This window comes from Pectobacterium sp. S5 (assembly GCF_051707265.1).
In the GTDB taxonomy this organism is placed as follows: domain Bacteria; phylum Pseudomonadota; class Gammaproteobacteria; order Enterobacterales; family Enterobacteriaceae; genus Pectobacterium; species Pectobacterium polare.
Genome location: NZ_JAULSZ010000001.1, coordinates 296517 through 319434, shown reverse-complemented (window position 1 = coordinate 319434; position 22918 = coordinate 296517). Strand labels below are relative to the sequence as shown.

Genomic DNA, 22918 nt, shown 5'->3' with positions numbered 1-22918 from the left:
AGCACCATCAATACGGGCGTAACGTCTCGTATTGATGGTTTTTTGGTTATAAGCTGACGAATTTTGAAGGAGAGAATGCGTGTGTTCCCATCACGATCGGCATGACCCTGATCTTCAACACAAGCACGATCTTCCACATGACCCTGCTCATGGGCATAGCCTTGAACATGGTTCTGAACATAACCCTGAACACGAACATCATCACCACGATGACTATATGCTTTGCCCGCAGTGTGACCTGCTGGTGGAGTTACCTGAGCTGTCACGCGGCCAGAAAGCGACCTGCCCACGCTGTAAAACCACGCTAACCAACCACCAGACGGAACCGCGTAAACGGCCTGTTGGCTACGCGGTGAGCGCGCTGATCATGCTATTGCTGGCAAACCTCTTCCCCTTCGTTTCTATGCGTGTAGCGGGAATCACCAGCGAAATTACCCTGATACAAATTCCTAAAGTGATGGTGGCGGAAAACTACGCCAGCGTCGCGACGCTGTTTATGCTTTTTGTCCAACTGGTCCCGGCTTTCAGTATGGCGACCCTCATTCTGCTTTGCCTACACGCTTCGCTGCCGCTGGCATTGAAAAAAAGCATGGGAAAAATGCTGTTCCACCTCAAAAGCTGGGGTATGGCAGAAATTTTTCTGGCTGGTGTGCTGGTCAGCTTTGTCAAACTGATGGCCTATGGTGATATCGGCATCGGCACCAGTTTTATGCCTTTTGTCCTGTTCTGTCTGCTACAGCTGCTGGCCTTCCAAAGCCTCGACCGCCGCTGGTTGTGGAATGACATCGTGCCGCCCCCCGCGCTGCCTGCGCCACCGATTCTGGGACAAAGTGGGTTATCGCAAGGGCTGCGTTCATGCACATGTTGCACCGCCATTCTGCCAGCCAACCAGTTAATCTGCCCGCGCTGCCACTCACGTGGACATGCCCGTAAGAAGCACAGTCTGCAATGGACGCTGGCCCTGCTGATTACCTCCATCATGCTGTATATCCCCTCGAATCTGATGCCGATCATGGTGACAGAAGCCTTCGGCGATCGCATGGGATCGACGATTATGTCGGGCGTTATCCTGCTGTGGGGAATGGGGTCTTATCCCGTCGCGCTGGTGATTTTTATCGCCAGCGTCATGGTGCCATCGCTAAAAATGCTGGCGTTAGGCTGGCTTTGTTGGCAGGCGAATCGCAAAACCAAGAAAACGGAAGACAGCGAGCGGATGCATGTTATCTATGAGATGGTTGAGTTTGTTGGACGCTGGTCGATGATTGATGTGTTCGTTATTGCCGTCCTGTCTGCGATGGTGCGTATCGGTCGCCTGATGAGTATTTATCCCGCCGTTGGGGCGGTGTTGTTCGCGGCCGTGGTGATTCTGACCATGTTTGCCGCGATGATGTTTGATCCCCGCTTGTTGTGGGATCGTCGCGATGATGTTCTTCATAAGGAGCCTGCCGTTGGCGAAAGATAACCATGCGATTGCGGATGTAGAAACGATTAAACGCTGGTCGCCGGTCTGGATTGTGCCGATTGTCACAGTGCTGATCGGTGCCTGGATACTGTTTTACCATTTCAGCCATCAGGGGCCGCAAATTACGCTGATTACCAGCAACGCAGAAGGCATTGAAGCGGGAAAAACTGCCATCAAGAGTCGTAGCGTAGACGTTGGGATCGTAGAGAGTGTCGTGCTGAGTGATGACCTCCATCGGGTGGAGATCAAAGCACGTTTGCATGACGGTATGGATAAACTGCTCAAGCAGGACTCCGCTTTCTGGGTGGTGAAGCCGCAAATTGGCCGCGAAGGGGTGTCCGGTCTGGGGACGCTCTTATCCGGCGCTTACATCGAGCTACAGCCCGGTGCCAGTAAAGATGATAAAAACGAGTTTACCCTGCTGGATGCGCCGCCGCTGGCCTCACCGGATGCGAAAGGTATCAGGGTGATATTAGACAGTGAGCAATCCGGGCAGCTGAATGCGGGCGATCCGGTCCTGTTCCGCGGTTATCGGGTAGGATCGGTGGAAACCAGCGAATTCGATCCGAAAGCGCGCAAAATGCGCTATCAGCTGTTTATCTCTGCGCCGTATGACGGTCTAGTCACCAGCAATGTTCGCTTCTGGAAAGACAGCGGCGTTGCGTTCGATATGTCGGCGCAGGGCATGCGTGTCGAAATGGGCTCGCTGACTACGCTATTCAGCGGCGGCGTCAGCTTTGATGTTCCCGCTGGATGGGAACTGGGCGATGCGGCCAAGACAATGGCACAGTACCGACTGTTTGATAACCAACGCAGTATTCAGGACTCGCTATACACCGAATATAAAGAGTATCTGCTGTTCTTTAGCGAATCGATCCGTGGTTTGCAGGCGGGGGCACCGGTTGAATTCCGGGGGATTCGGCTGGGAACGGTTGCTGAAGCACCGTTTTTCCCACGCAATATGAAGCAGGAACTGGATGATGATTATCGCATTCCGGTGCTGATTCGTATTGAGCCCGATCGGTTCGAGAAAAAAATTGGCGGCTCGTTCGACTTTGAACAGCATCTGCAGCAAGCCCAGTCTCTGGGGCTGCGTGCGTCGATGAAGTCGGCTAACCTCCTGACGGGCGCGCTCTATATTGATCTCGATTTTTATCCAAAAGAGAAAGTGGATAAACGGCTGTTCGTCCTGGATGGCTACCCGGTTCTGCCTACCATTGACGGTGGCCTGTCACAGATTCAGCAGAAGCTGATGGCGGTGCTGGATAAGGTGAATAACCTGCCGCTGAACCCGATGGTCAATGAAGCAACGAAGACGCTGACGGAAAGTCAGGCAACGCTGCGTGAAATGCAAAAAACGCTGGCGACGCTGAACAAGCTGACGTCCAGCAAAGCGATGCAGGATCTGCCGGAAGATATGCAAAAAACGTTGCTTGAGTTGAATCGCAGCATGAAAGGCTTCCAGCCTGGTTCACCAGCGTATAACAAGATGGTGGCGGACATGCAGCGCTTGGATCAGGTGCTGAGGGAGCTACAGCCTGTGCTGCGTACCCTGAACGAGAAAAGTAATGCGTTGGTCTTTGAGGCCTCGGGTAGTCAGGATCCTCAGCCGAAGAGGGCAAAATAATGATGAAAGCATGGACACTGGTTCTGGCTCTGGTATTGAGCGCGTGCAGCAGCAGTAGCAATACGCAGAAAACGTATTATCAGCTGCCGACAATCGCGGAGACCAATACGATACAGGCTGCGGTGACTCAGGGCCATCCGCTATGGGTTGAACATGTCAGCGTGGCGGATTATCTCGTCAATGCAGGCTTGGTTTATCAGACTAACGATGTGCAGTATGTCATTGCCAGTAACAACCTGTGGGCCAGCCCGTTGGATCAGCAATTACAGCAGGCGCTGGTGACTAATCTGGGGAATAAATTGCCCGGCTGGGTCGTGACCACGCAGCCGCAGGGAAGCGAACAAGCGGTTCTGAACGTGGCGGTTACGGGCTTTCACGGCCGTTATGATGGCAATGTTATCGTCCGTGGCGAATGGATGCTGACCTATCAGGGGAAAGTGGTTAAACGCCCCTTTAGCGTGATGCTGCCACAAACAGAAGATGGTTATGACGCGCTGGTAAGAACGCTGGCGCAAGGCTGGCAGCAGGTTTCCCAGTCGATTGCTCAGCAGGCGGGGACACTGAAATAACGATGACAGGTGCTCGGTATTATCCGGTCACGGTTTGAAATAACGATGGTTCTAAAAACCAAATCCCTAAAAAATCAGGCCTCTAAAGATGTAATGCTGTGATTGCATTACGTTTTTAGAGGTTTTTTATTGTTTTCAATCAGTTAAGTTTTTCCGTTTTTTAGTGGGGAAAATTCCTATTTTGGATCACAAATATGACACTGGCGTGAATTTTGCGCCTTGACCTTTGGCGACAGAATCGGTATTGATAGTCTGTGGTTGCTTATAAAGTAATCATTGTTTTCTTTCCACCAGATAAATGATGAGGGAAATAAGGCATGAAGAGACAGAAACGCGATCGCCTGGAACGGGCTCATTCACGTGGTTATCAAGCAGGTATTGTCGGTAGACCAAAGGAATTTTGTCCTTATCAATCAATTAATGCCCGGTCTTACTGGTTGGGAGGTTGGCGAAAAGCCATGGAGGACAGGGCTGTTACCGCTTAGCGCGCCTTGTCATTAAAGGGAACGCCTCCGCTTTTGCGGAGGCTTTTGTTTTTAGGGGCTAAATGCCCTGATTCTGCTTCTCTCTGTTCAATCGATACAGAGTTCAATCGATACAAAGTTCAACCGACAGACACGATCGATACACTCGATCGATACACGTCCTCAACAAATAGATGTCCTCTCACAACGATCCAGAGCGTTGTTACTTCTGTAACGTTATTTACCTATTAATTTCGATTTCGATCATTTTTTTAGTCGTTACTGCTCGATATTGATTTTAAATTGAGCGATTTAGGTAATTATTCATTATTTATTGTTAAAAAATCTATCATTACTACCTGGATGGTATGGCTCAAGGCGGCAATGTAGTGTAGTTTTTTGCTCGGAATTTTCTGAAAAGCGGTTAGAGAGAAGAATATCGTGAAATTACGAACCAGAATTGCACTGCTGTGCAGTACGACCTTGTTAGGGATGTTAATTTTATCTGCGGTGGCGCTGAATACGCTCTATAACACGATGATGAGCGAACGCACCGGCCAGCTTTCTACGCTGGTTCAACTGGCTCACGCGGCGGCTCAAAAGGCATATGACCTTGAGAAAAGCGGTCAACTATCACGCGAGGAAGCAGAGAAAGAGGCTAAACGGGCGATTGGCAGTTTCCATCAGGACGATCGCTATTTCTTCGTGCGCGGCTATACGAATGATGTGAACTACGTTCACCCTAATCCTAAACGCATTGGCATCATCGACGCTAATGGCGGTAAAGAAGCGGGAGAACGCTACCGCGCGTCGCTTCAAGGCAATACGATTGGCACGGTGATCGCGGAAGGGACGCGTCCGGGGCAGCAGAATAAAGTTGAGAAGCTTTATGCCGTCATTAAATTCGAACCTTGGGACTGGACGATTGGCTACGGTGACTATATTGACGATATCCAACAAACGTTCTGGCGTAATGCGCTGATCTTGCTGTCTTTAGGGCTGGTTCTGCTGTTAATCATTTCCGCGTTTGCATGGAATATGTTGCGAACGCTGATGCGCCAGCTTGGCGGCGAGCCGCAATATGCGGTGGAGGTTGTGCGCGAAATTGCGGAAGGCAATTTGCGCGTCGATGTTGAAACGAAGCCGGGCGATCAAACCAGTATTCTTTACGCTATCCGTGCGATGCGTGACAATCTGTCGCATCTGGTTAATCAGGTTCGCAGCAGCACAAACTCCATTGCCACAGCCTCGACGCAGATAGCATCGGGTAACGGCGATTTGTCTGCTCGTACCGAATCGCAGGCCAGCGCATTAGAGCAGACGGCTGCGGCGATGGAGCAGCTGACCGCGACAGTGACACAGAATGCGGACAACGCGCGCTATGCGAATGAACTCGCGGTGTCGGCATCGGATGTGGCAGTGCGTGGTGGGGATGTTGTCAGCCGGGTCGTGGTGACGATGGACTCCATCAGCACATCATCGCGTAAGATTGTGGATATCATCGGTGTTATTGACAGCATCGCTTTCCAGACGAATATTCTGGCGCTGAATGCGGCGGTAGAAGCGGCACGTGCCGGTGAACAAGGCCGCGGCTTCGCAGTAGTCGCGAGTGAAGTCCGCACGCTGGCACAGCGCTCGGCATCCGCCGCTCGGGAAATTAAAGGCTTGATTGATGACTCGGTTGCCAAGGTGGGTGAGGGCACAGATTTCGTGAAGCAGGCTGGCGATACCATGAGTGAAGTGGTTGAAAGCGTGCACCGCGTCACGTCCATGATGGGAGAGATCAGCGTGGCGAGTGCGGAGCAGCGTTCTGGTATTGAACAGGTCAATCTCGCGATATCGCAGATGGATCAGAGTACCGAACAGAATGCGGCGTTGGTTGAAGAAGCGCTGGCTGCGGCGAGATCGCTGAATGAGCAGGCACAGGATCTGTCACGCACCGTTGAACAATTTCGTGTAGATGAGTCTGCGGGCAACTATTTGGCGTTGGGGGCAAGATAGCTGCGACAAAACGGCAGAGTTCAGATGTCAGCGTGAACTCTGCCGATGCTTCTCATCTGTTCCAACGATATAAAAGAAAACGCCCCTGACTTGCGTCAAGGGCAGTTCGGCGTACATCTGTGGCGGGATTGACTCGCGGCGTCCTGCCGCTCGCCCTGCGGGCCGCCTTTGGCGGTCCAAAACGCCAGTCCTGTCGTTTTGTCGAACCCTGTCAAGGCTTCTCATCCGTTCCAACGATATAAAATAAAGCGCCCCTGACTTGCGTCAAGGGCGTTTTCTTTTATATGGCGGTGAGGAAGGGATTCGAACCCTTGATACGTTTTCACGTATACACACTTTCCAGGCGTGCTCCTTCAGCCTCTCGGACACCTCACCGTGGCCTCGCTGTATCGCATAGCAGCGGACGGCGCTAATGTAGGGAAATTGCCGAACAGCGTCAACAAACTTCTGCATTCAATGCGCGCAATTAGCTAAAGTTAACGCAATTTGTTGCTTTGCTCACCGCTTTTCATTCTCGCCATCGCGCATTCCCAAGTTATGCGCCCAAAGATCATGTTTCAGTATTGTTAATCATGCGTTGTAATTTCGTTCACTGGCTGCGGAATAGCCCTGAAAATGGTATGCTGATTTGCAAACGTTGACCCAGGAGAACCTATGTATCCCGTCGATTTACATATGCACACCGTTGCCAGCACACATGCTTACAGTACCCTGCATGATTACATCGTCGAAGCACAGCAGAAGAACATCCGCCTGTTTGCTATTACCGATCATGGCCCGGATATGGCGGATGCGCCGCATTACTGGCACTTCATGAACATGCGCGTTTGGCCGCGTTTGGTTGATGGCGTCGGAATCCTGCGCGGTATCGAAGCGAATATTAAAAACATTGAAGGCGATATCGACTGCACCGGACCGATGCTGGGTCAGGTGGATGTGATTATTGCGGGCTTTCATGAGCCGGTTTTTCCACCACAGGATAAAGACACGCATACTACAGCGATGATTGCGACTATGGCACGTGGCGATGCGCATATCATTAGCCATCCCGGCAACCCGAAATTTCCTGTCGATATCCGCGCGATTGCGGAAGCTGCGGCGAAATACAACGTTGCGCTGGAGCTAAATAACTCCTCTTTCATGCATTCACGCCAAGGCAGTGAGCCAAACTGTCGGGCGATTGCTGAAGCCGTTCGTGACGCGGGTGGATTACTTTCTTTAGGTTCTGATTCCCATATTGCGTTTTCTCTGGGAGACTTTACCCACTGCGAACGTATTTTGCAGGAAGTTAATTTTCCGCAGGATCGGATATTGAACGTAAGCCCTCGGCGCGTGTTGGATTTCCTCGAACAGCGTGGAATGCCTGCTATCGCTGAACTTGCTGATTTGTGACGCTGTCACCTAAAAGTAATGTCACTTAACAATAAATAGGGTTATGAATGAACGAGTTTTCTATTGTGTGCCGCCTATTGGGCACACTGTTTTATCGCCAACCGCAAGATCCTTTGCTGACGCCGTTATTCACGCTGATTAAAGACGGGAAACTGGTGCAGCACTGGCCGTTAGAACAGGATGCGTTGTTGGAGCGTTTGCAAAAGGGACTGGATTTGCCCGCAATGGAGGCGGATTATCAGGCACTGTTTGATAGCGAAAACGGCGCGGTGTCACCGTTGCGTTCGTCCTATGAAAGCGATGCTGATGACGCGGAAATTCGTACCTTTTTACAACAGCGCGGCATGCCGCTAAATGACGGTGGTGCGGTTGGTCATTTTGGTAGCTTATTGCTTGCAGCGTCATGGTTGGAAGATCAGGCACAAGAAGACGAAACGGCGGCACAGATTACCCTGTTCGATGAGTATCTTTTACCGTGGAGCGATCGTTTTCTCGGGAAAGTGGAAAGTCACGCCACCACCGCATTTTATCGTACGTTGGCGATAGTGTGCCGTGAAGCGTTGGAAGCGATGCGAGATGAACTGGGTGAAAGCGACGAAGAAGACGAGTCGGAAGCGGAAGAATAATACCGCGGTATGAAACCTCGCAGTATGAAACTTCGCAGTATGAAACCTAGTGCGCCGATAGCAGACATGATGTGTGCTATCGGCGAGTCAGTATTAGTCAGTAAATAGGATAACAATCTGGCCAGGTTTGATTTCGATGCCTTTTGCCATCTTCTTCGCCATCGATTCCGCCGTGCTCTTATCCGCATTCAATACGTAAGCTGGTTTTTGGTCAAAATAGCTTTTTAGCGATTGATTAAGATATGGGCTTAGCGTTTTCATTACCGCCTGCATTTTTTCCGGCTGTACGGTGTAATCAACCAGTTCCATGTCTTTCAGGTAAATCGCGCCCTGCGTTTTATCAAAAACCGGCTGTGCTTTCAGCGTCAGCTTCATGTCGGCAGCCTGATTGCCCAACAGAGACGAAATATCGACCTTCGCATTGCCCGTCAGAGTCACTTTCCCCGGTTCTGCCCGACCAATCTGGCTGGATAGCTCGGTCAACACGATATGGGCATCCACCACGCCAGGCACGCCCAGCTGTTTCTGATAATCATTGTGTTTTTGCAGGTACTCATTCACTTCTTGCTCACTGAGCGTGTATTGCGTGAGTTTATTACAGCCGCTGAGTGTAAAAGCCAGCAGCACTGCGGCCGCTGCCATCCATCCTGATTTTTTCATTATTCTGACCTCTTGATGCTATTAACGCGCACAATTCATTTCTACGGTGGTCTATTCACATGAACAATCGCTTTATGTGAACAATCAACACGATTCTGCAAGAGCAGCGTGCGCCTGATGCGCAGGGTAAACAATAGGATAGCACTGAAATGGCGGATAATGCCGCTTCAGAACGAAGCGGCGGAGTAAAACTAAACGGTTAGATTGCCAGGCTGCTGAGTAGCGTGACTTGAGTCTGTTTTGCCATATTATCCCGATAGTCTGCAACGCGGGAAGGCGGCGTAACACCCGCAACGATGGACAACGAACGTAGCAGCGGGAAGAGGTTGATGTCGTCTGTTGATAACGTACCGTTACAGGCATTCGGCTGAACAATCAGCGGATCCAGATCCTGTAAATCATTGTTCAATTTCTTAATCAGCCCCTGTGAATGGCTCAGATGGTCAGCAAATTTGCCTAGCTGGGCTTCCTTCTTATTGACGAAATAGTGCCGGGCGGAAGCGGAGGCAAACTCTTCAAAGGCTGCCTGAGCAAAACGAGGGATAATCAGACGTGGCGTATACTCGGTGACTTTACGCAGCCAGGCGGCGATGGCTGGACTGGTTGAGCCAGTCAACAGCGGTTTGCGGTCGTAATTATCGATGAAATGAACGATGTCCATGCTTTCTGGCATGTAGCTGCCATCGTCTTTTTGCAGAATGGGCACCATCTTTTGGCCGATTAATCGCTCTGGCGTTGCAGCGTCATCGTTCGCCACTATTTGCAGTTCGACAGGAAGATTTTTTAGGCCGAAGATCATGCGCGCTTTAACGCAGTAGGGACAGTGATCGTAAATGTAGAGCTTCATGCATCGTCTCCTAAATCACAGGTTGTAGACAAAGGCCGCGGGGCGACCAAGCGTGTAACCCATCATCAAACAAGATAGACCGAGTGTGCGAGAAGGCTCGCGCCGATAACAATTGTTTGAATGTATTAGGAAAGTATAGAAGGGCTTTACCGACGAGATCAAACTCGTCGGTAAAATTCAGATTAATGACCACCCAGCATTGCGGGTTCGATACGGCGTTGATTGAACTGCCAATACAGTGCGGCTAACGTCAGGAACCCGATGGTGCCGAGCATGAACCACGGTAGTTCCGGTTGATTCAGTGCGTGTCCGGTATCGAATAACCAGCCGCCGCCGCTGTAACCAATCGCGCCACCAAGCGCCAATCCAAGTCGGCTGAAGCCCATATAGCTGCCTCTGGCTCTGGAGTCTGCCAGCGAAGCGCTTAAAGTTTCACGCGCAGGTTCGGCGATAATGGAACCAATATAAAACAGGCTGATCAGCAGCAGCAGAGTTTGCAACTCCGTCGTCATCCCGATTGGGAACATGCTGACGGACATGATGAAAAGCCCCGCCATTAGGCGCTGTTCCAGCCGGAAGCGTTTCTCGCTCCAGCGGGCGATAGGGTAAAGCAGCGTCAGCGACAGCACCGCTTCAATGGCGTACATCCATTTCACCGCAGACGGTGTTCCGGCGAGTTCGTTGACCATAATGGGCAGCATCAGCAAAACCTGAACGGCCAGCATGTAGTAGCCCGTCAGCGTTAAGACATACATCAGGAAACGGCGGTCGCGAATCACGCGCGTCAGGCCTTCCCGGATTGGTGTCTTGACCGTTGAGATGCGGTAGGCTGGCAGCAGCCAGGCATTGAGCGCAGCGGCAAGCACAAAGATGACCGCACCTGTCCAGCAGACAATCTCGAAATCGTACTGGAGCAGCCAACTGCCGATTAGGGCACCGATAACGGCACCCGCGCTATCCTGCATCATGAGCAGAGAATAAAAACGGCCACGTTCCTGCGGACGAATTAACTTGATGACCAGTGCGGTACGCGGCGGATCGAATAGCGTGCCACCCAAACCGGACAACGCACAGGACAGCCAGAGCAGCCAGGGTTCATCGGCAATCGCCATGAATACAAAACCGGAGGCGCGTAGCAGCATCCCGGTAATAATCATCGGTTTGGCACCAAAACGGTCAGCAATGGCCCCGCCGAAAATACCGAGTCCTTGCTGAATAAACTGGCGCAATCCCAATGCGATACCGACTAATAATGCAGCCCAGCCGAGATCGTCGACAAAACGAATGGAAATAAGGGGAAAGACAACGAAGAATCCCAAAACCACCAGCATATTATCGAGTAATAAAAAATATTTACCCAAGCTCCGAGCTTGCGACATCAGAGGCATGTTTCACCACAACAAAGAAAGGAGGAAAATAACAGACGTGACTATTTTGTACTCTAATTCGACTTTGGTATAGCCTATTGTTGGATAATATTTTTTTATCGATTTAACGTTATCCGAGTAGCATTTCGGCGAGAAAAAATGCCTTTCCTGACTCAACTGCGCAATAACTCGACGACGGGGATTTTACGTCTATGAATTTATGTGGTTATAGTAAGGATTATCAGAAATACCGATATTTTCTGCTTGTGTGGAATAGTCACTTTTTCAGCGGCGATGAATTTTACTTATCGATAACATGGAGAGGCAGGGGGAAAAATGTTTGGCTACCGTTCAACGCCAGCAAGAGTGCAATTGACAACTGACAGGCTGGTGGTGCGTCTGGCCCATGAACGCGATGCATGGCGTCTGGCCGAATACTATTCTGAAAACCGTGATTTTCTTAAGCCGTGGGAACCTGTGAGAGACGCCAGCCATTGCTACCCATCAGGCTGGCAGGCGCGGTTGAGCGTGATTAATGATATGCATAAGCAGGGCAGCGCCTATTACTTCCTCCTGTTGGATCCGAATGAAAACGAAGTATACGGCGTGGCGAATTTCAGCAACGTGCTGCGGGGATCGTTTCACGCCTGCTATCTGGGTTATTCACTCGGTCAGAAATGGCAGGGGCAGGGGCTGATGTATGAAGCGTTGCAACCGGCAATACGTTATATGCAGCGTCAGCAGCATATGCATCGCATCATGGCTAACTATATGCCGCATAACCAGCGTAGTGGGGGGTTACTGACGCGTTTGGGGTTTGAGCGTGAAGGCTATGCGAAGAATTATCTGCTCATTGATGGCAAATGGCAGGATCATGTATTAACCGCGCTGACCAACGCCGAGTGGAAGTCTCCGCGTTAAGGAAAAATGATGAAATACCAATTAGATGCTCGTGAAGCCCGCGTGATTGGTTGCATGCTGGAAAAGCAGATCACCACACCCGATCAATACCCGATGTCGTTAAACGGTATCACCACGGCCTGTAATCAGAAAACCAACCGTGAACCTGTGATGGAACTGAGCGAAAGCGAGGTTCAGCAAACGCTGGATTTGCTCGTGAAGAAACATTTTCTGCGCACGCTCAGCGGGTTTGGTAACCGTGTCGTGAAGTATGAACATCGTTTTTGCAATTCTGAATTTGGTGACCTGAAGCTCTCGCCTGCGGAAGTGGCGTTGGTGGCGACGCTGCTTCTGCGCGGACCACAGACACCGGGTGAACTGCGGACGCGTGCGGCCCGTTTGTATGAATTTTCAGATGTCGGTGAAGCGGAATCCACCCTTGAACAGTTGCAACAGCGTGAGGATGGGCCGTTTGTCGTCCGGTTGGCGCGGGAAGCGGGTAAACGGGAAAGCCGCTATCAGCATCTTTTCAGCGGTGATGTCAGTGATGTTGCTGCTCCCGAAGTGGACTGCGGAAGTGATCATTCACCGCTGGCCGAACGGGTTGAAGCGTTAGAAAAAGAGGTCGCTGAACTCAAACGGCAGATTGCCGCACTGTTAGCGTAACGAATCTGTATCAGGGAGAAAGCTCGTCATGAAGCCTCAGCTTACGCCTGCGGAAAGCATCGCAGAACATCGTATTTCAGAACATAACGCCTCCACCCGACGTCCTCGTATCGGCGTCGTTGGGCTGGGATCCATCGCGCAGAAAGCCTATTTGCCGATTCTCAGTCAGGCTGAACGCTGGGACTTGGTCGGCGCGTTTTCTCCCGACCAGCAAAAAACGCAGCGGATTTGTCAGCAGTATCGGATGACGAACTTCTCGGCGCTGGATGAGCTGGCAGCACAGTGCGATGCGGTCTTCGTCCATAGCAGTACCGCCAGCCATTTTTCCGTTGTGAGCCAATTGCTTAATGCCGGTGTCGATGTTTATGTGGATAAACCGCTGGCAGAGACGCTGGAGCAGGCGGAAGCACTGGTCGAATTGGCAGATCAACAACAAAAAATTTTGATGGTTGGTTTTAATCGCCATTTCGCACCGTGCTATCAGCAGCTAAAACAGCGGCTGGATCAGCCGGCGTCTTTGCGCATGGATAAACACCGTATTAATGGCGTTGGGCCGCAGGATGTCCGTTTTACTCTGCTGGATGATTATCTGCACGTGGTAGATACTGCACTCTGGCTTGCGGGCGGCGACGCTCAACTGATTGATGGCGTGTTGCATGCGAATGCGGACGGTCAACTGCTGTATGCCGAGCACCATTTCCAGAGCGGCGGCTGTCAGGTGACGACCAGCATGCACCGTCAGGCTGGAAGCCAGCGCGAATGGGTTCAGGCTGTTACCCATGGGGGCCTCTATCAGGTAGATGAGATGCGTGAATGGCGCGAAGATCGCGACGGAATAACGATCCGCCCGGCCGTACCATCCTGGCAAACGACGCTGGAACAACGCGGATTTGTCGGTGCGGTGCAGCATTTCATCGCGGCCATTGAACAACGGAAACCAGCGGAAACATCAGGTAACCAAGCGTTGCTGTCCCAGCGCATGATTGAAAAATTGCTGGGAAAAAGCTGAAAAGTTCGGCGGTTATGACAATGTGCGGTAGCTATTACACGTGCAATGCGTAGACTAGTCCCACCTCGCAATCAGGATAACCTCAACGGGCTAATAATCGGTCCTGAACCGTTCAGAACATAATCGGATGAATCTACTTAAATCACTGGCTGCTGTCAGTTCCATGACCATGCTATCGCGCGTTTTAGGTTTTGTGCGTGATGCTATCGTCGCTCGTATTTTTGGTGCAGGTATGGCGACGGACGCCTTCTTTGTGGCGTTTAAACTGCCTAACCTGCTCCGCCGAATTTTCGCGGAAGGCGCATTTTCACAGGCTTTTGTGCCGATTCTGGCCGAATATAAAAGCCAGCAGGGCGACGAGGCCACGCGAACATTCCTTGCCTATGTTTCCGGCATGCTGACGCTGATTCTGGCGTTAGTCACTGTGGCGGGGATGGTCGCCGCACCGTGGGTCATCATGGTGACCGCGCCCGGTTTTGCCGCGACGCCAGAGCGCTTTGAGCTCACTTCGGATCTATTAAGAGTCACGTTTCCCTACATCCTGCTGATCTCGCTGACCTCGATGGTCGGTTCGGTGCTAAATACCTGGAACCGTTTCTCGGTGCCCGCGTTTGCTCCGACACTACTTAACGTCAGCATGATTGGCTTCTCGCTGTTTGCTGCCCCGTATTTTAACCCACCGGTGATGGCGCTGGCCTGGGCGGTTTTGGTTGGCGGCTTACTGCAGCTCGGCTATCAGCTACCGCATCTGAAAAAGATTGGCATGCTGGTGTTGCCGCGCCTGAAGTGGCGTGACCCGAGCGTCTGGCGCGTCATGAAGCTGATGGGGCCTGCGGTTCTGGGCGTCTCGGTGAGCCAGATTTCGTTAATCATCAACACCATTTTCGCGTCCTTCCTCAGCGAAGGGGCGGTGTCATGGATGTATTACGCCGACCGTCTGATGGAGTTTCCTTCCGGCGTTCTCGGCGTGGCGTTAGGGACGATCTTACTGCCATCACTGGCGAAGAGTTTTGCCAGTGGTAATCATGACGAATACTCCCGCCTGATGGATTGGGGGCTCCGCCTGTGTTTTCTGTTGGCGCTGCCGAGTGCGGTGGCATTAGGCATTTTGGCTAAGCCCTTAACCGTGTCGCTGTTCCAGTACGGCAAATTTAGCGCCTTTGACGCGTTGATGACCCAGCGGGCGTTGATTGCCTACTCGGTTGGGTTGATGGGACTGATTGTCGTCAAAGTGTTAGTGCCCGGTTTTTATTCCCGGCAGGATATCAAGACGCCAGTCAAAATAGCGATAGTCACGCTGATTCTGACGCAAGTGATGAACCTGATATTTATCGGTCCGCTACAGCATGCGGGTCTGGCGTTGTCTATCGGTCTGGCCTCCTGCCTGAATGCAGGGCTGCTGTATTGGCAACTGCGTAAACAGGATATTTTCCAGCCGCTACCGGGTTGGCGGGGGTTTCTGGTTCGCCTTCTCGTTGCGGTTATCGTAATGTCGCTGGTTTTGCTGGGTATGCTGTGGTGGATGCCCGCGTGGGATGACGGCAATATGACGATGCGAATTCTGCGCTTGTTGCTGGTCGTGGTCGCAGGGGCCGGATCCTATTTTGCCACGCTAGCGTTGTTGGGATTCCGCCCTCGGGATTTCGCCCGCCGTAGCGTGTGACAACGAGTCGTAGCGTGCCTGTCTTTGCCTATAACGTAAAACGCCATTGGTGGCAGCACCAATGGCGTTTTTGCTGTCAATCGACGGATCGATTTTCAGTCGATGGAGAATTACATCTTCTCGACGGTTTCGATGCCCAGCGTATCCAGACCTTGCTTCAACGTTTTCGCAGTCAGCAGCGCTAGTCTCAGACGGCTTTGACGCACGTCGTCGCTTTCGGCATTGAGAATCGGACAGTGCTCGTAGAAACCAGAGAACAGACCTGCCAGATCGTACAGGTAGCTACACATCACGTGCGGCGTGCCTTCACGGGCGACGGAGGTGATGGTTTCTTCAAATTGCAGCAGACGCGTGGCAAGCGCAAATTCGCGCTCATCGCTCAGCGTAATCGGCTGCGTTAAGCTGTCTTCCTGTATGCCCGCACGTTTGAAAATAGACGCGACGCGCGTATAGGCGTATTGCATGTAAGGCGCGGTATTGCCTTCAAACGCCAGCATGTTGTCCCAATCGAAAACGTAGTCTGTGGTACGGCTCTTCGACAGGTCGGCGTATTTGATCGCGCCGATAGAAACCACTTTCGCCAGCGCGGTTAATTCATCGCTTTCCATCTGTGGATTTTTCTCTGCGATGAGCTTCAATGCACGATCGTAGGCTTCATCCAACAGCTCGGACAGTTTGATCGTTCCGCCTGCACGCGTTTTGAATGGTTTGCCATCTTTGCCCAGCATCATGCCGAACATATGGTGTTCCAGGCTGACAGAATCAGGTACGTAACCCGCTTTACGCACGATGGTCCAGGCCTGCATCAAATGTTGATGTTGGCGGGAGTCGATGTAGTAAAGCACGCGGTCGGCGTTCAGGGTTTCATAACGGTATTTGGCGCAGGCAATGTCCGTTGTGGTGTAGAGGTAGCCGCCATCCTTTTTCTGGATGATGACGCCCATCGGTTCGCCTTCCTTATTTTTGTATTCATCAAGGAAAACAACCGTTGCCCCTTCGCTCTCAACCGCCAGACCTTTTGCCTTCAGGTCGGCAACGATGCCCGGCAGCATGCTGTTATACAGGCTTTCACCCATCACATCCTGTTTGGTCAGCGTGACATTAAGGCGTTCATAGTTGATCTGGTTCTGCGTCATGGTGATATCGACGAGCTTGCGCCACATCTGACGGCAATATTCATCGCCACCCTGCAATTTCACCACGTAAGCGCGCGCGCGTTCGGCGAAATCGGCATCATCATCATAGTGTTTTTTCGCTTCACGATAGAACGCTTCAAGATCGGACAAATCCATCTCGTTGGCGCTTTCGTTTTGCATTTTTTCAAGGTAGGCGATCAGCATGCCGAACTGCGTACCCCAGTCGCCAACGTGGTTCGCACGAATTACGTTGTGGCCGAGAAACTCCAGCGTACGGGCCGATGCATCACCAATGATGGTTGAGCGCAGGTGACCAACGTGCATTTCTTTCGCGACGTTAGGAGCAGAGTAGTCAATCACAATCGTTTGTGGTTCAACGGGCGTTAAACCCAGTTTTGGTGCATTCAGGGCGTTCTCAGCCTGGCTCGCAACCCACTGCTTATCGAGAAAAATATTAATAAATCCCGGGCCTGCGATTTCTGTTTTTTCCGCAATGCCCTCCAGCGCCAAAAATTGGACGACTTTTTCTGCCAATTGTCGCGGCGGCATGCCCAGTTTTTTGGCCACGGCCATGACGCCATTGGCCTGATAATCACCAAACTGTGCTTTTGCCGACTGACGAATCTGAGCTTCGCTGTCTGCTGGCGCGCCCGCGGCGGTTAACGCCTGGCTGACTTTTTCGGAGAGAAGAGCCTGAATATTCACCGGTTTACCTTAAATAAAAAATTAAGCCTTGCTTATACCATATTTGCCTTTCCTCGTCAGCAGACGGGGCGAGGCAAAGGGATGTTCAGGTGAAAAAACACCCGGCAAGTGTGAGAGTAAAGAAGAGGGAACGAGATAAAAAAGGATAAGGAGAACACGACAAAAAAGAAAAAGTAGTTTTAGGTAGAATAAAAATAAATCAAATCGCGATCTTAACGTTTTTTTGACCGACTATGTGAACCAATCTTATGTGAGTCTCTGGTTTTAAAATGACGAAAAATAGCATATGCCGCAATAGCGATAAGTGCGATGGATATAATGAGTAAAACCATGGTGATATCTCTGCGTTATTATTTGTTTTATTAATTTATACGTTTTTTTTTCGGCGTTCAATGGGGCGTGCTTTATTTAAGATTCCTCCCAGAATAGATTGCGAGAAGTATCGCAGATTACACCAGGTAAAAAACATTTCCGCTTATTAATCAAACGGTATCATTACCTTTTCTTTGCATTTAATGCGTTCCATGTAATGAAGGTGTAAATAAATGTACCTGGAGAAAAATAGAATTTAATTAGAATGTGTTATGGGTGTGATATTCTCACTGCGTAAATGGTGATTGACAATATGAGATGCCGCAGGAGTTTTACCCGATATGTTACCCGATGATTTGATAACGGATTTAGCGCGTTTTGAGCAAACGCTACAGGAATTGGCCGATGTGCTTCAACTGGATTTAGGCGCATTTCATGCTGATCATATCTCGTTGCGCTGCCATCAGAATGCGACGGCTGAATCATGGAAAGCGGCGCTGCTACAGGTCGGCAGCCTGCTGTCTGAAAACCAAATCAATGGCCGCACAATCTGCTTGTTTATTCTGGATAATGCCATCGCGGTCGGCCCCTGGCAGATTACCTGTATCGAGCTACCGTGGCCGGGGAAAAAGCATTACCCGCATGAAGGATGGGAGCATGTGGAGCTGGTGTTACCTGGTGACGCGGAAACGTTGCATCAGCGTGCGCTGGCCTGCTTGTCTGATGACGCACTGCGTACGCCGGGCATCAAGCTTAAATTCAGTTCTCCGCAAGGCGAAAAAGAACGAATCCCTAATCCGACGCTGGCGGTAACCAACGGGAAAGTGACAATAAAATTTCATCCATTTGATATACGCGATGTTGTCGCAAGCGAAATGTCATCGCTATGAAAATAGCGAATAACCAGTACCTAAAGTAATCAGAAAGATAACATTGGCTGGAAGGTAGCGTGGCGTGTCACTTTATTCATGCCAATTTCTTTTGCTGTGGAAAAGATTAATAAAACTGTGGTTTATGTCATGTTTATTTCGGCAATGTATCGCGTTCATTGTGACTCCTGTCTCCTCACGATATGAATGCGAATGCCATAGTTATTACTTTAATCGGCGTGATGATTCGTCGATTTTTCGATAATTAAGAAAAGTGGTCTGGGAGTTTACATGGAGGAGCAGCGATGACGAAACTGGAAGTATGCTGTTATAGCGTTGATTGTGCGATAACAGCAGCGCAGTCTGGGGCTGACAGGATTGAACTCTGTGCAGGACAGCGAGAAGGCGGGTTAACGCCATCCTATGGTGCGCTGCGTGGCGCGCGCGAAAAGGTCGCGATTCCTGTTCACCCGATTGTGCGCCCGCGAGGGGGCGATTTTTGCTACAGCGCGACGGAATTTGCTGCCATCAAATATGACATTGAGCAGATTCGTGAGATGGGTTTTCCCGGCGTTGTTGTTGGCGCACTCAATGAGGAAGGACACATTGATTTGCCCAAAATGCGCGAAATTATGGCGGCGGCTCAAGGGATGGCGGTGACTTTTCATCGCGCGTTCGATATGTGTCTGAACCCGTACATTGCGCTGGAACAGCTCACTGAACTTGGCGTATCGCGCATATTAACCTCTGGGCAGCAGCAGACAGCGGAAAATGGGCTCCGGTTATTACGTGAACTAACACAGGCCAGTCGCGGTCCAATTATTATGGCGGGTTCCGGCGTGCGACTGACTAACGTGCACAAATTTCAGCAGGCCGGTATCCGAGAACTGCACAGTTCGGCAGGCCAGTGGACACCGTCTCCGATGCGCTATCGTAAAATCGGCGTGTCGATGTGTTCTGATACGGAATTGGATGAGTTTAGCCAGTATTGCGTGGATGGTGATGTGGTGGAAGCCATGAAGCGGGCCGTCAGCCCGGACCGTGAAATGCAGTACGTGTCATAACGTAAGGGATTTCACGGTGTAGGGGGAGAGAGACAGCGTTGTTCTAAACACCACACCGTCATTCTTCAATTTTGCCGCGCCGCATACCATCAGGTGTGCATGGCAAGTACCAAGCCCCAGCGTGTTGCTGGGGCTTTTTTTGTCAAGCGCAGTAATTTAGAACGAATGAGACTTACTGGTAGATCCCTGGTTTACGTGCAACCAGAACGGCCCGTACCGGAGCGGGGTAACCTTCCACCGTTTTCGTCGGATCTTCAGGATCGAGGAATTCAGCCAGTGATTCCGTGATCATCCAGTCTGTCCGGCGCTGTTCCTGCGTTGTCGTGGTGCAGATATCCACGACGCGGACATCAACAAAGCCGCATTTCTCAAGCCATTTCGTCAAGGCCGCGGCGGAAGGGATGAAATACACATTGCGCATTTGCGCGTAGCGTTCTCCCGGTACCAGCACCTGATTTTCATCGCCTTCAATAACCAGCGTTTCCAGCACCAGTTCGCCACCCGCCACCAGCTGATTCTTCAATTGCCACAGGTGATCAAGCGGGGAACGACGGTGGTACAGCACGCCCATAGAAAACACGGTGTCAAACGCAGCAAGTTCGGGGAGTTGCTCAATACCGAGCGGCAGAACGTGCGCACGCTGATCGTCGCCGAGCAGCTTACGCACAGCTTCGAACTGGCATAAGAACAGCTGCATAGGATCGATGCCGACTGCCATCGTGGCGCCTTCGCCGACCATCCGCCACAGGTGATAGCCGCTGCCGCAGCCTACATCCAGAATCAGGCGATTCTTCAGCGGGCTGATATGCGGCAGAACACGCTGCCATTTCCAGTCAGAACGCCATTCCGTGTTGATATCTACGCCGTAAAGCGAAAAGGGGCCTTTACGCCAAGGCATCAGGTTACGCAGCAACTTTTCGATGCCTTCACGCTGGCCGATGGAAATATCGGGTTCCATGCGCGCCGTGACGCTGTCGTTCAAATCCAGAGAGGTTGGCGTCAGCGACGGGAGGTGTTCCAGCGAGTTAAACCAGAGTTTGAACTTACCGTGCAACGATTCCTGCTGCCAACTACTGAGCTGTGAAGGTAGCGTGTTAAGCCAGTGGCTGAGTGGGCCTTTTGCGATTTGTTGATAAAAATTGCCGAAATCGATCACGCCTTTTCCTCTGCTTTCACGGCTAATAACGAACCAAAATTAAAACACTGAAACCAAATCTCGCTGTGCTCAAAACCGGCATCTGCCAGTCGAGCTTTATGGGTATCTACCGAGTCGGTCAGCATGACGTTTTCCAGCATGCTGCGTTTCTGACTGATTTCTAACTCGCTGTAGCCATTTGCCCGTTTGAAATCGAGATGCATGTTGAACAGCAATTCACCGACGTCTTTGTCCGCAAAATTGAATTTCTCTGAGAGCACGAGCACGCCGCCGGGATTCAATCCCTGATAAATACGCTCGATGAGCACCTGACGCTGAGAAGGTTCCAGAAACTGAAGGGTAAAGTTCAGAACCACCATAGACGCATTTTCGATATCAATATTCAGGATATCGGCTTCTATAATGTCGACAGGCGTATCGGAACGGAAAGCGTCAATGTGGCTGCGGCAGCGCTTCACCATTGCCGGAGAATTGTCTACCGCGATAATTTTGCAGCCCGGTACAGCAATATTACGTCGCATAGACAACGTAGCCGCACCCAGCGAGCATCCTAGATCGTAAACATGGCTATCCGGGCGGACGAAGCGTTCTGCCAGCATGCCAATCATCGAGATGATGTTGGAATAGCCGGGAACGGAGCGTTGGATCATATCGGGGAAGACGTCGGCAACGCGTTCGTCGAATGTCCAGTCGCCTAAATTGGCAATTGGCACAGAGAAAAGCATATCGCGGTTTGGCATGGCGGAAAGTGCACTGAGAGTAATAAAGAGGCGCGTATTCTAGCAGAATACGCCATACCCGTCATACTTCAAGTTGCATGTGCGTTGGCTGCGCTTACTCACCCGAATCACTTACTTGAGTAAGCTCATCGGGACTCCCTCGCTTGCCGCCTGCCTGAAACTCGAATTATTTAGGGTATATGATCTTCGCCTTCCACATGTGGACAAGCTTTTTGATTCCCGGGCGCATAAATGTTCGTGCGTCCGGGAGGAACAGGTACCGCTCTTGTTTCACGCCATCAATACAGCGTGAAAACCAGATCCCAGGGGAGGTAGTAGAGGTTTGCTGCAATCATCAGGATGAGTGAGGCGTAGGTTGCCGACATACCGGAGCGCCGCCAGCGGAATTCGCGATGCCGAAGGCCGTAATAGTGCGCTAAACGCCCGGTAATCAATAAAATACCGCAGAAGTGGATCATGATGATAAGGGCGCCGTTCATTTCCATCAGCACCAGCAGAATCGCCGCAATCGGAATATATTCCACCGCGTTGCCATGTACTCGGATCGCCGTTTGCAATTCATAAAATCCGCCGTCGCCATACGCCACGCGATACTGCATTCTGAGTTTTACAACATCAATAGACAGCTTTATCAACAAGATTGCGCCAAGCACGATATAGAGCGCACTTACCATTTTTTACTCCGTGACCTAACCGAAAACGGCTTGCAGAATAATAGCTTTACCTAACGCAGCTGTCGCCTGTAAAGGCTGATTTTTTTAGCGGAAATGGATTACGTTACGAAATTGTTTATAACTAAATGAACTAACACATGCGGTATTGGGCGGTTCAAAAGAGTGTCGCCTGCTGTGGCCAATCCGGCTGGGGTGGCAACGTTGGGTCGATCTCGGTGAGTAATGGCCAAAGTTGTTGTGCCAGTGGTGGGGCATCACCGATATCGGGTGTATGGATAAAGAAGAAGGGATTTGCCTCACGCCACTGCGGCAGCTTGTTACGCCATGACTCGAACCAGCGAAGATTTTCTTCCTGCTTTTCACTACCGATAAAGCGAATCAGCGGCTGCGTGGCAGTCAGCACGGCGTGTACCGGCACGCGAGGCTTCTTCCGCTGGGCTTCACGCATGGCCGCGCTATCTGGTGCGGCGTGGTGAACCGGACGGCTATCGAGAATCACACGGTTAATTCTGCGCTGCTGTAGCCCCTGATTCAGCGCACGCTCTTCATCGCCTTTAGCAAAAAACAGCGGGTGACGGACTTCCACACCGTAGCTAAATCCTTGCGGTAAGGCATCAAGAAAGCGCCACAAAACGGGCAACTGCGCAGGGCTGAAAGTCGCGGGAAGCTGTAGCCAGAGCTGTCCGATACGGTGTTCAATCGGTTCAAGGCATTGATAAAAAAGGCTTACATCACTATCACAGTTCTGCAAGGCAGCTTTATGGCTGATCGCTGAGGGAAACTTGAAACAAAAGCGAAAGTCATCATGCGTCATATCACGCCAGCGTCCGACAACTTCGCGTGAAGGCAACGCATAAAAGGTCGTGTTACCTTCAACACAGGTAAAATAGCGGCTGTAGTCGGCAAGGTCGTTTAAGCCTAACCGACTCCAGGCAGGATGCTGCCATTGTGGTAATCCGATATACATCATCGCACCATAACGTCATTGAATCTCAAGCAGAATGCCTAC

The 22918-nt window shown here is 51.1% G+C and carries 21 protein-coding genes and 1 tRNA gene; 13 read left to right on the top strand and 9 right to left on the bottom strand.

Annotation, left to right across the window (positions count from 1 at the left end; translation table 11 throughout):
- The first annotated feature begins 79 nt into the window (after positions 1-79).
- The 5 genes from pqiA (at position 80) to QWJ20_RS01505 (ending at position 6123) form a co-directional block, all read left to right on the top strand.
- Positions 80-1462 carry a membrane integrity-associated transporter subunit PqiA gene (pqiA, locus tag QWJ20_RS01525; protein WP_433991686.1) on the top strand — a complete coding sequence of 461 codons (1383 nt, stop codon included), beginning with the start codon at positions 80-82 and terminating at the stop codon, positions 1460-1462.
- Entirely contained in the window at positions 1422-3089 is a 1668-nt protein-coding gene (pqiB, locus tag QWJ20_RS01520; protein WP_370761854.1) for an intermembrane transport protein PqiB, read from the top strand. Before pqiA ends, pqiB begins: the two co-directional genes overlap by 41 nt.
- Positions 3089-3658 carry a membrane integrity-associated transporter subunit PqiC gene (pqiC, locus tag QWJ20_RS01515; protein WP_433991685.1) on the top strand — a complete coding sequence of 190 codons (570 nt, stop codon included), beginning with the start codon at positions 3089-3091 and terminating at the stop codon, positions 3656-3658. The genes pqiB and pqiC overlap by 1 nt, the downstream gene beginning before the upstream one ends.
- 317 nt (positions 3659-3975) lie before the next feature.
- Positions 3976-4143: a ribosome modulation factor gene (rmf, locus tag QWJ20_RS01510; RefSeq protein WP_010276992.1), complete on the top strand. Its 168-nt coding sequence runs from the start codon at positions 3976-3978 to the stop codon at positions 4141-4143.
- A gap of 420 nt (positions 4144-4563) precedes the next feature.
- Complete coding sequence (locus tag QWJ20_RS01505; protein ID WP_095699281.1) at positions 4564-6123, top strand: methyl-accepting chemotaxis protein; 1560 nt, start codon at positions 4564-4566, stop codon at positions 6121-6123.
- Positions 6124-6408: 285 nt separating this feature from the next.
- Here the strand turns inward: QWJ20_RS01505 and QWJ20_RS01500 are convergent.
- Positions 6409-6498: transfer RNA gene (locus tag QWJ20_RS01500), tRNA-Ser, on the bottom strand.
- 279 nt (positions 6499-6777) lie between these two features.
- Between QWJ20_RS01500 and QWJ20_RS01495 the strand changes: the two genes are divergently transcribed.
- Complete coding sequence (locus QWJ20_RS01495; RefSeq protein WP_039480392.1) at positions 6778-7515, top strand: phosphatase; 738 nt, start codon at positions 6778-6780, stop codon at positions 7513-7515.
- 47 nt (positions 7516-7562) lie between these two features.
- Positions 7563-8141, top strand: a complete 579-nt coding sequence (locus QWJ20_RS01490; RefSeq protein WP_433991684.1) for a TorD/DmsD family molecular chaperone — start codon at positions 7563-7565, stop codon at positions 8139-8141.
- Between the two features lie 93 nt (positions 8142-8234).
- Here the strand turns inward: QWJ20_RS01490 and QWJ20_RS01485 are convergent, their stop codons facing one another.
- From QWJ20_RS01485 to mdtH, 3 genes are all read right to left on the bottom strand, one after another.
- Entirely contained in the window at positions 8235-8801 is a 567-nt protein-coding gene (locus QWJ20_RS01485; RefSeq protein WP_120358349.1) for a lipoprotein, read from the bottom strand.
- A gap of 199 nt (positions 8802-9000) precedes the next feature.
- On the bottom strand, positions 9001-9648 hold the full coding sequence (gene grxB, locus QWJ20_RS01480; protein WP_433991683.1) for a glutaredoxin 2: 648 nt from the start codon (positions 9646-9648) through the stop codon (positions 9001-9003).
- 182 nt (positions 9649-9830) lie between these two features.
- On the bottom strand, positions 9831-11036 hold the full coding sequence (gene mdtH, locus QWJ20_RS01475; protein ID WP_095699288.1) for a multidrug efflux MFS transporter MdtH: 1206 nt from the start codon (positions 11034-11036) through the stop codon (positions 9831-9833).
- Between the two features lie 315 nt (positions 11037-11351).
- On the opposite strand from mdtH, the gene rimJ reads away from it, so the two are divergent.
- The 4 genes from rimJ (at position 11352) to murJ (ending at position 15253) form a co-directional block, all read left to right on the top strand.
- The gene (gene rimJ / locus QWJ20_RS01470; protein WP_095699289.1) at positions 11352-11936 is read left to right on the top strand and encodes a ribosomal protein S5-alanine N-acetyltransferase; all 585 of its coding nucleotides are present in this window, start codon (positions 11352-11354) and stop codon (positions 11934-11936) included.
- Between the two features lie 9 nt (positions 11937-11945).
- Positions 11946-12581: a YceH family protein gene (locus QWJ20_RS01465; RefSeq protein ID WP_433991682.1), complete on the top strand. Its 636-nt coding sequence runs from the start codon at positions 11946-11948 to the stop codon at positions 12579-12581.
- Between the two features lie 28 nt (positions 12582-12609).
- Entirely contained in the window at positions 12610-13590 is a 981-nt protein-coding gene (locus QWJ20_RS01460) for a Gfo/Idh/MocA family protein (protein ID WP_433991681.1), read from the top strand.
- Positions 13591-13717: 127 nt separating this feature from the next.
- Entirely contained in the window at positions 13718-15253 is a 1536-nt protein-coding gene (gene murJ, locus QWJ20_RS01455; protein ID WP_174865713.1) for a murein biosynthesis integral membrane protein MurJ, read from the top strand.
- A gap of 110 nt (positions 15254-15363) precedes the next feature.
- On the opposite strand, the gene argS is transcribed toward murJ, so the two are convergent.
- Positions 15364-17094, bottom strand: a complete 1731-nt coding sequence (gene argS, locus QWJ20_RS01450; RefSeq protein ID WP_433991680.1) for an arginine--tRNA ligase — start codon at positions 17092-17094, stop codon at positions 15364-15366.
- A gap of 653 nt (positions 17095-17747) precedes the next feature.
- On the opposite strand from argS, the gene QWJ20_RS01445 reads away from it, so the two are divergent.
- Both QWJ20_RS01445 and cutC read left to right on the top strand, forming a co-directional pair.
- Entirely contained in the window at positions 17748-18296 is a 549-nt protein-coding gene (locus tag QWJ20_RS01445) for a VOC family protein (protein WP_095994403.1), read from the top strand.
- Between the two features lie 284 nt (positions 18297-18580).
- Positions 18581-19339, top strand: a complete 759-nt coding sequence (gene cutC / locus QWJ20_RS01440) for a copper homeostasis protein CutC (RefSeq protein ID WP_039544582.1) — start codon at positions 18581-18583, stop codon at positions 19337-19339.
- 172 nt (positions 19340-19511) lie between these two features.
- Here cutC and cmoB read toward each other — a convergent pair whose 3' ends face one another.
- The 4 genes from cmoB to QWJ20_RS01420 form a co-directional block, all read right to left on the bottom strand.
- Positions 19512-20495, bottom strand: coding sequence for a tRNA 5-methoxyuridine(34)/uridine 5-oxyacetic acid(34) synthase CmoB (gene cmoB / locus QWJ20_RS01435; RefSeq protein WP_039480427.1), 984 nt, complete (start codon positions 20493-20495; stop codon positions 19512-19514).
- A complete protein-coding gene (gene cmoA / locus QWJ20_RS01430) occupies positions 20492-21235 on the bottom strand; it encodes a carboxy-S-adenosyl-L-methionine synthase CmoA (protein ID WP_095994405.1) in 744 nt (247 codons plus the stop codon). Before cmoA ends, cmoB begins: the two co-directional genes overlap by 4 nt.
- Before the next feature lie 278 nt (positions 21236-21513).
- Positions 21514-21909 carry an MAPEG family protein gene (locus QWJ20_RS01425; RefSeq protein ID WP_011094055.1) on the bottom strand — a complete coding sequence of 132 codons (396 nt, stop codon included), beginning with the start codon at positions 21907-21909 and terminating at the stop codon, positions 21514-21516.
- Between the two features lie 154 nt (positions 21910-22063).
- The gene (locus QWJ20_RS01420) at positions 22064-22876 is read right to left on the bottom strand and encodes a DUF72 domain-containing protein (RefSeq protein ID WP_174868266.1); all 813 of its coding nucleotides are present in this window, start codon (positions 22874-22876) and stop codon (positions 22064-22066) included.
- Positions 22877-22918 lie beyond the last annotated feature (42 nt).

Bases quoted from the DNA above. Each gene is read 5' to 3' on its own strand.
- QWJ20_RS01445 (WP_095994403.1), top strand. From the start codon at position 17,748: ATGTTACCCGATGATTTGATAACGGATTTAGCGCGTTTTGAGCAAACG.
- grxB (WP_433991683.1), bottom strand. From the start codon at position 9,648: ATGAAGCTCTACATTTACGATCACTGTCCCTACTGCGTTAAAGCGCGC.
- rmf (WP_010276992.1), top strand. From the start codon at position 3,976: ATGAAGAGACAGAAACGCGATCGCCTGGAACGGGCTCATTCACGTGGT.
- QWJ20_RS01425 (WP_011094055.1), bottom strand. From the start codon at position 21,909: ATGGTAAGTGCGCTCTATATCGTGCTTGGCGCAATCTTGTTGATAAAG.
- murJ (WP_174865713.1), top strand. From the start codon at position 13,718: ATGAATCTACTTAAATCACTGGCTGCTGTCAGTTCCATGACCATGCTA.
- QWJ20_RS01490 (WP_433991684.1), top strand. From the start codon at position 7,563: ATGAACGAGTTTTCTATTGTGTGCCGCCTATTGGGCACACTGTTTTAT.
- cutC (WP_039544582.1), top strand. From the start codon at position 18,581: ATGACGAAACTGGAAGTATGCTGTTATAGCGTTGATTGTGCGATAACA.
- cmoA (WP_095994405.1), bottom strand. From the start codon at position 21,235: ATGCCAAACCGCGATATGCTTTTCTCTGTGCCAATTGCCAATTTAGGC.
- pqiC (WP_433991685.1), top strand. From the start codon at position 3,089: ATGATGAAAGCATGGACACTGGTTCTGGCTCTGGTATTGAGCGCGTGC.
- QWJ20_RS01420 (WP_174868266.1), bottom strand. From the start codon at position 22,876: ATGTATATCGGATTACCACAATGGCAGCATCCTGCCTGGAGTCGGTTA.
- rimJ (WP_095699289.1), top strand. From the start codon at position 11,352: ATGTTTGGCTACCGTTCAACGCCAGCAAGAGTGCAATTGACAACTGAC.
- QWJ20_RS01465 (WP_433991682.1), top strand. From the start codon at position 11,946: ATGAAATACCAATTAGATGCTCGTGAAGCCCGCGTGATTGGTTGCATG.
- pqiB (WP_370761854.1), top strand. From the start codon at position 1,422: ATGATGTTCTTCATAAGGAGCCTGCCGTTGGCGAAAGATAACCATGCG.
- mdtH (WP_095699288.1), bottom strand. From the start codon at position 11,036: ATGCCTCTGATGTCGCAAGCTCGGAGCTTGGGTAAATATTTTTTATTA.
- QWJ20_RS01495 (WP_039480392.1), top strand. From the start codon at position 6,778: ATGTATCCCGTCGATTTACATATGCACACCGTTGCCAGCACACATGCT.
- QWJ20_RS01460 (WP_433991681.1), top strand. From the start codon at position 12,610: ATGAAGCCTCAGCTTACGCCTGCGGAAAGCATCGCAGAACATCGTATT.
- QWJ20_RS01485 (WP_120358349.1), bottom strand. From the start codon at position 8,801: ATGAAAAAATCAGGATGGATGGCAGCGGCCGCAGTGCTGCTGGCTTTT.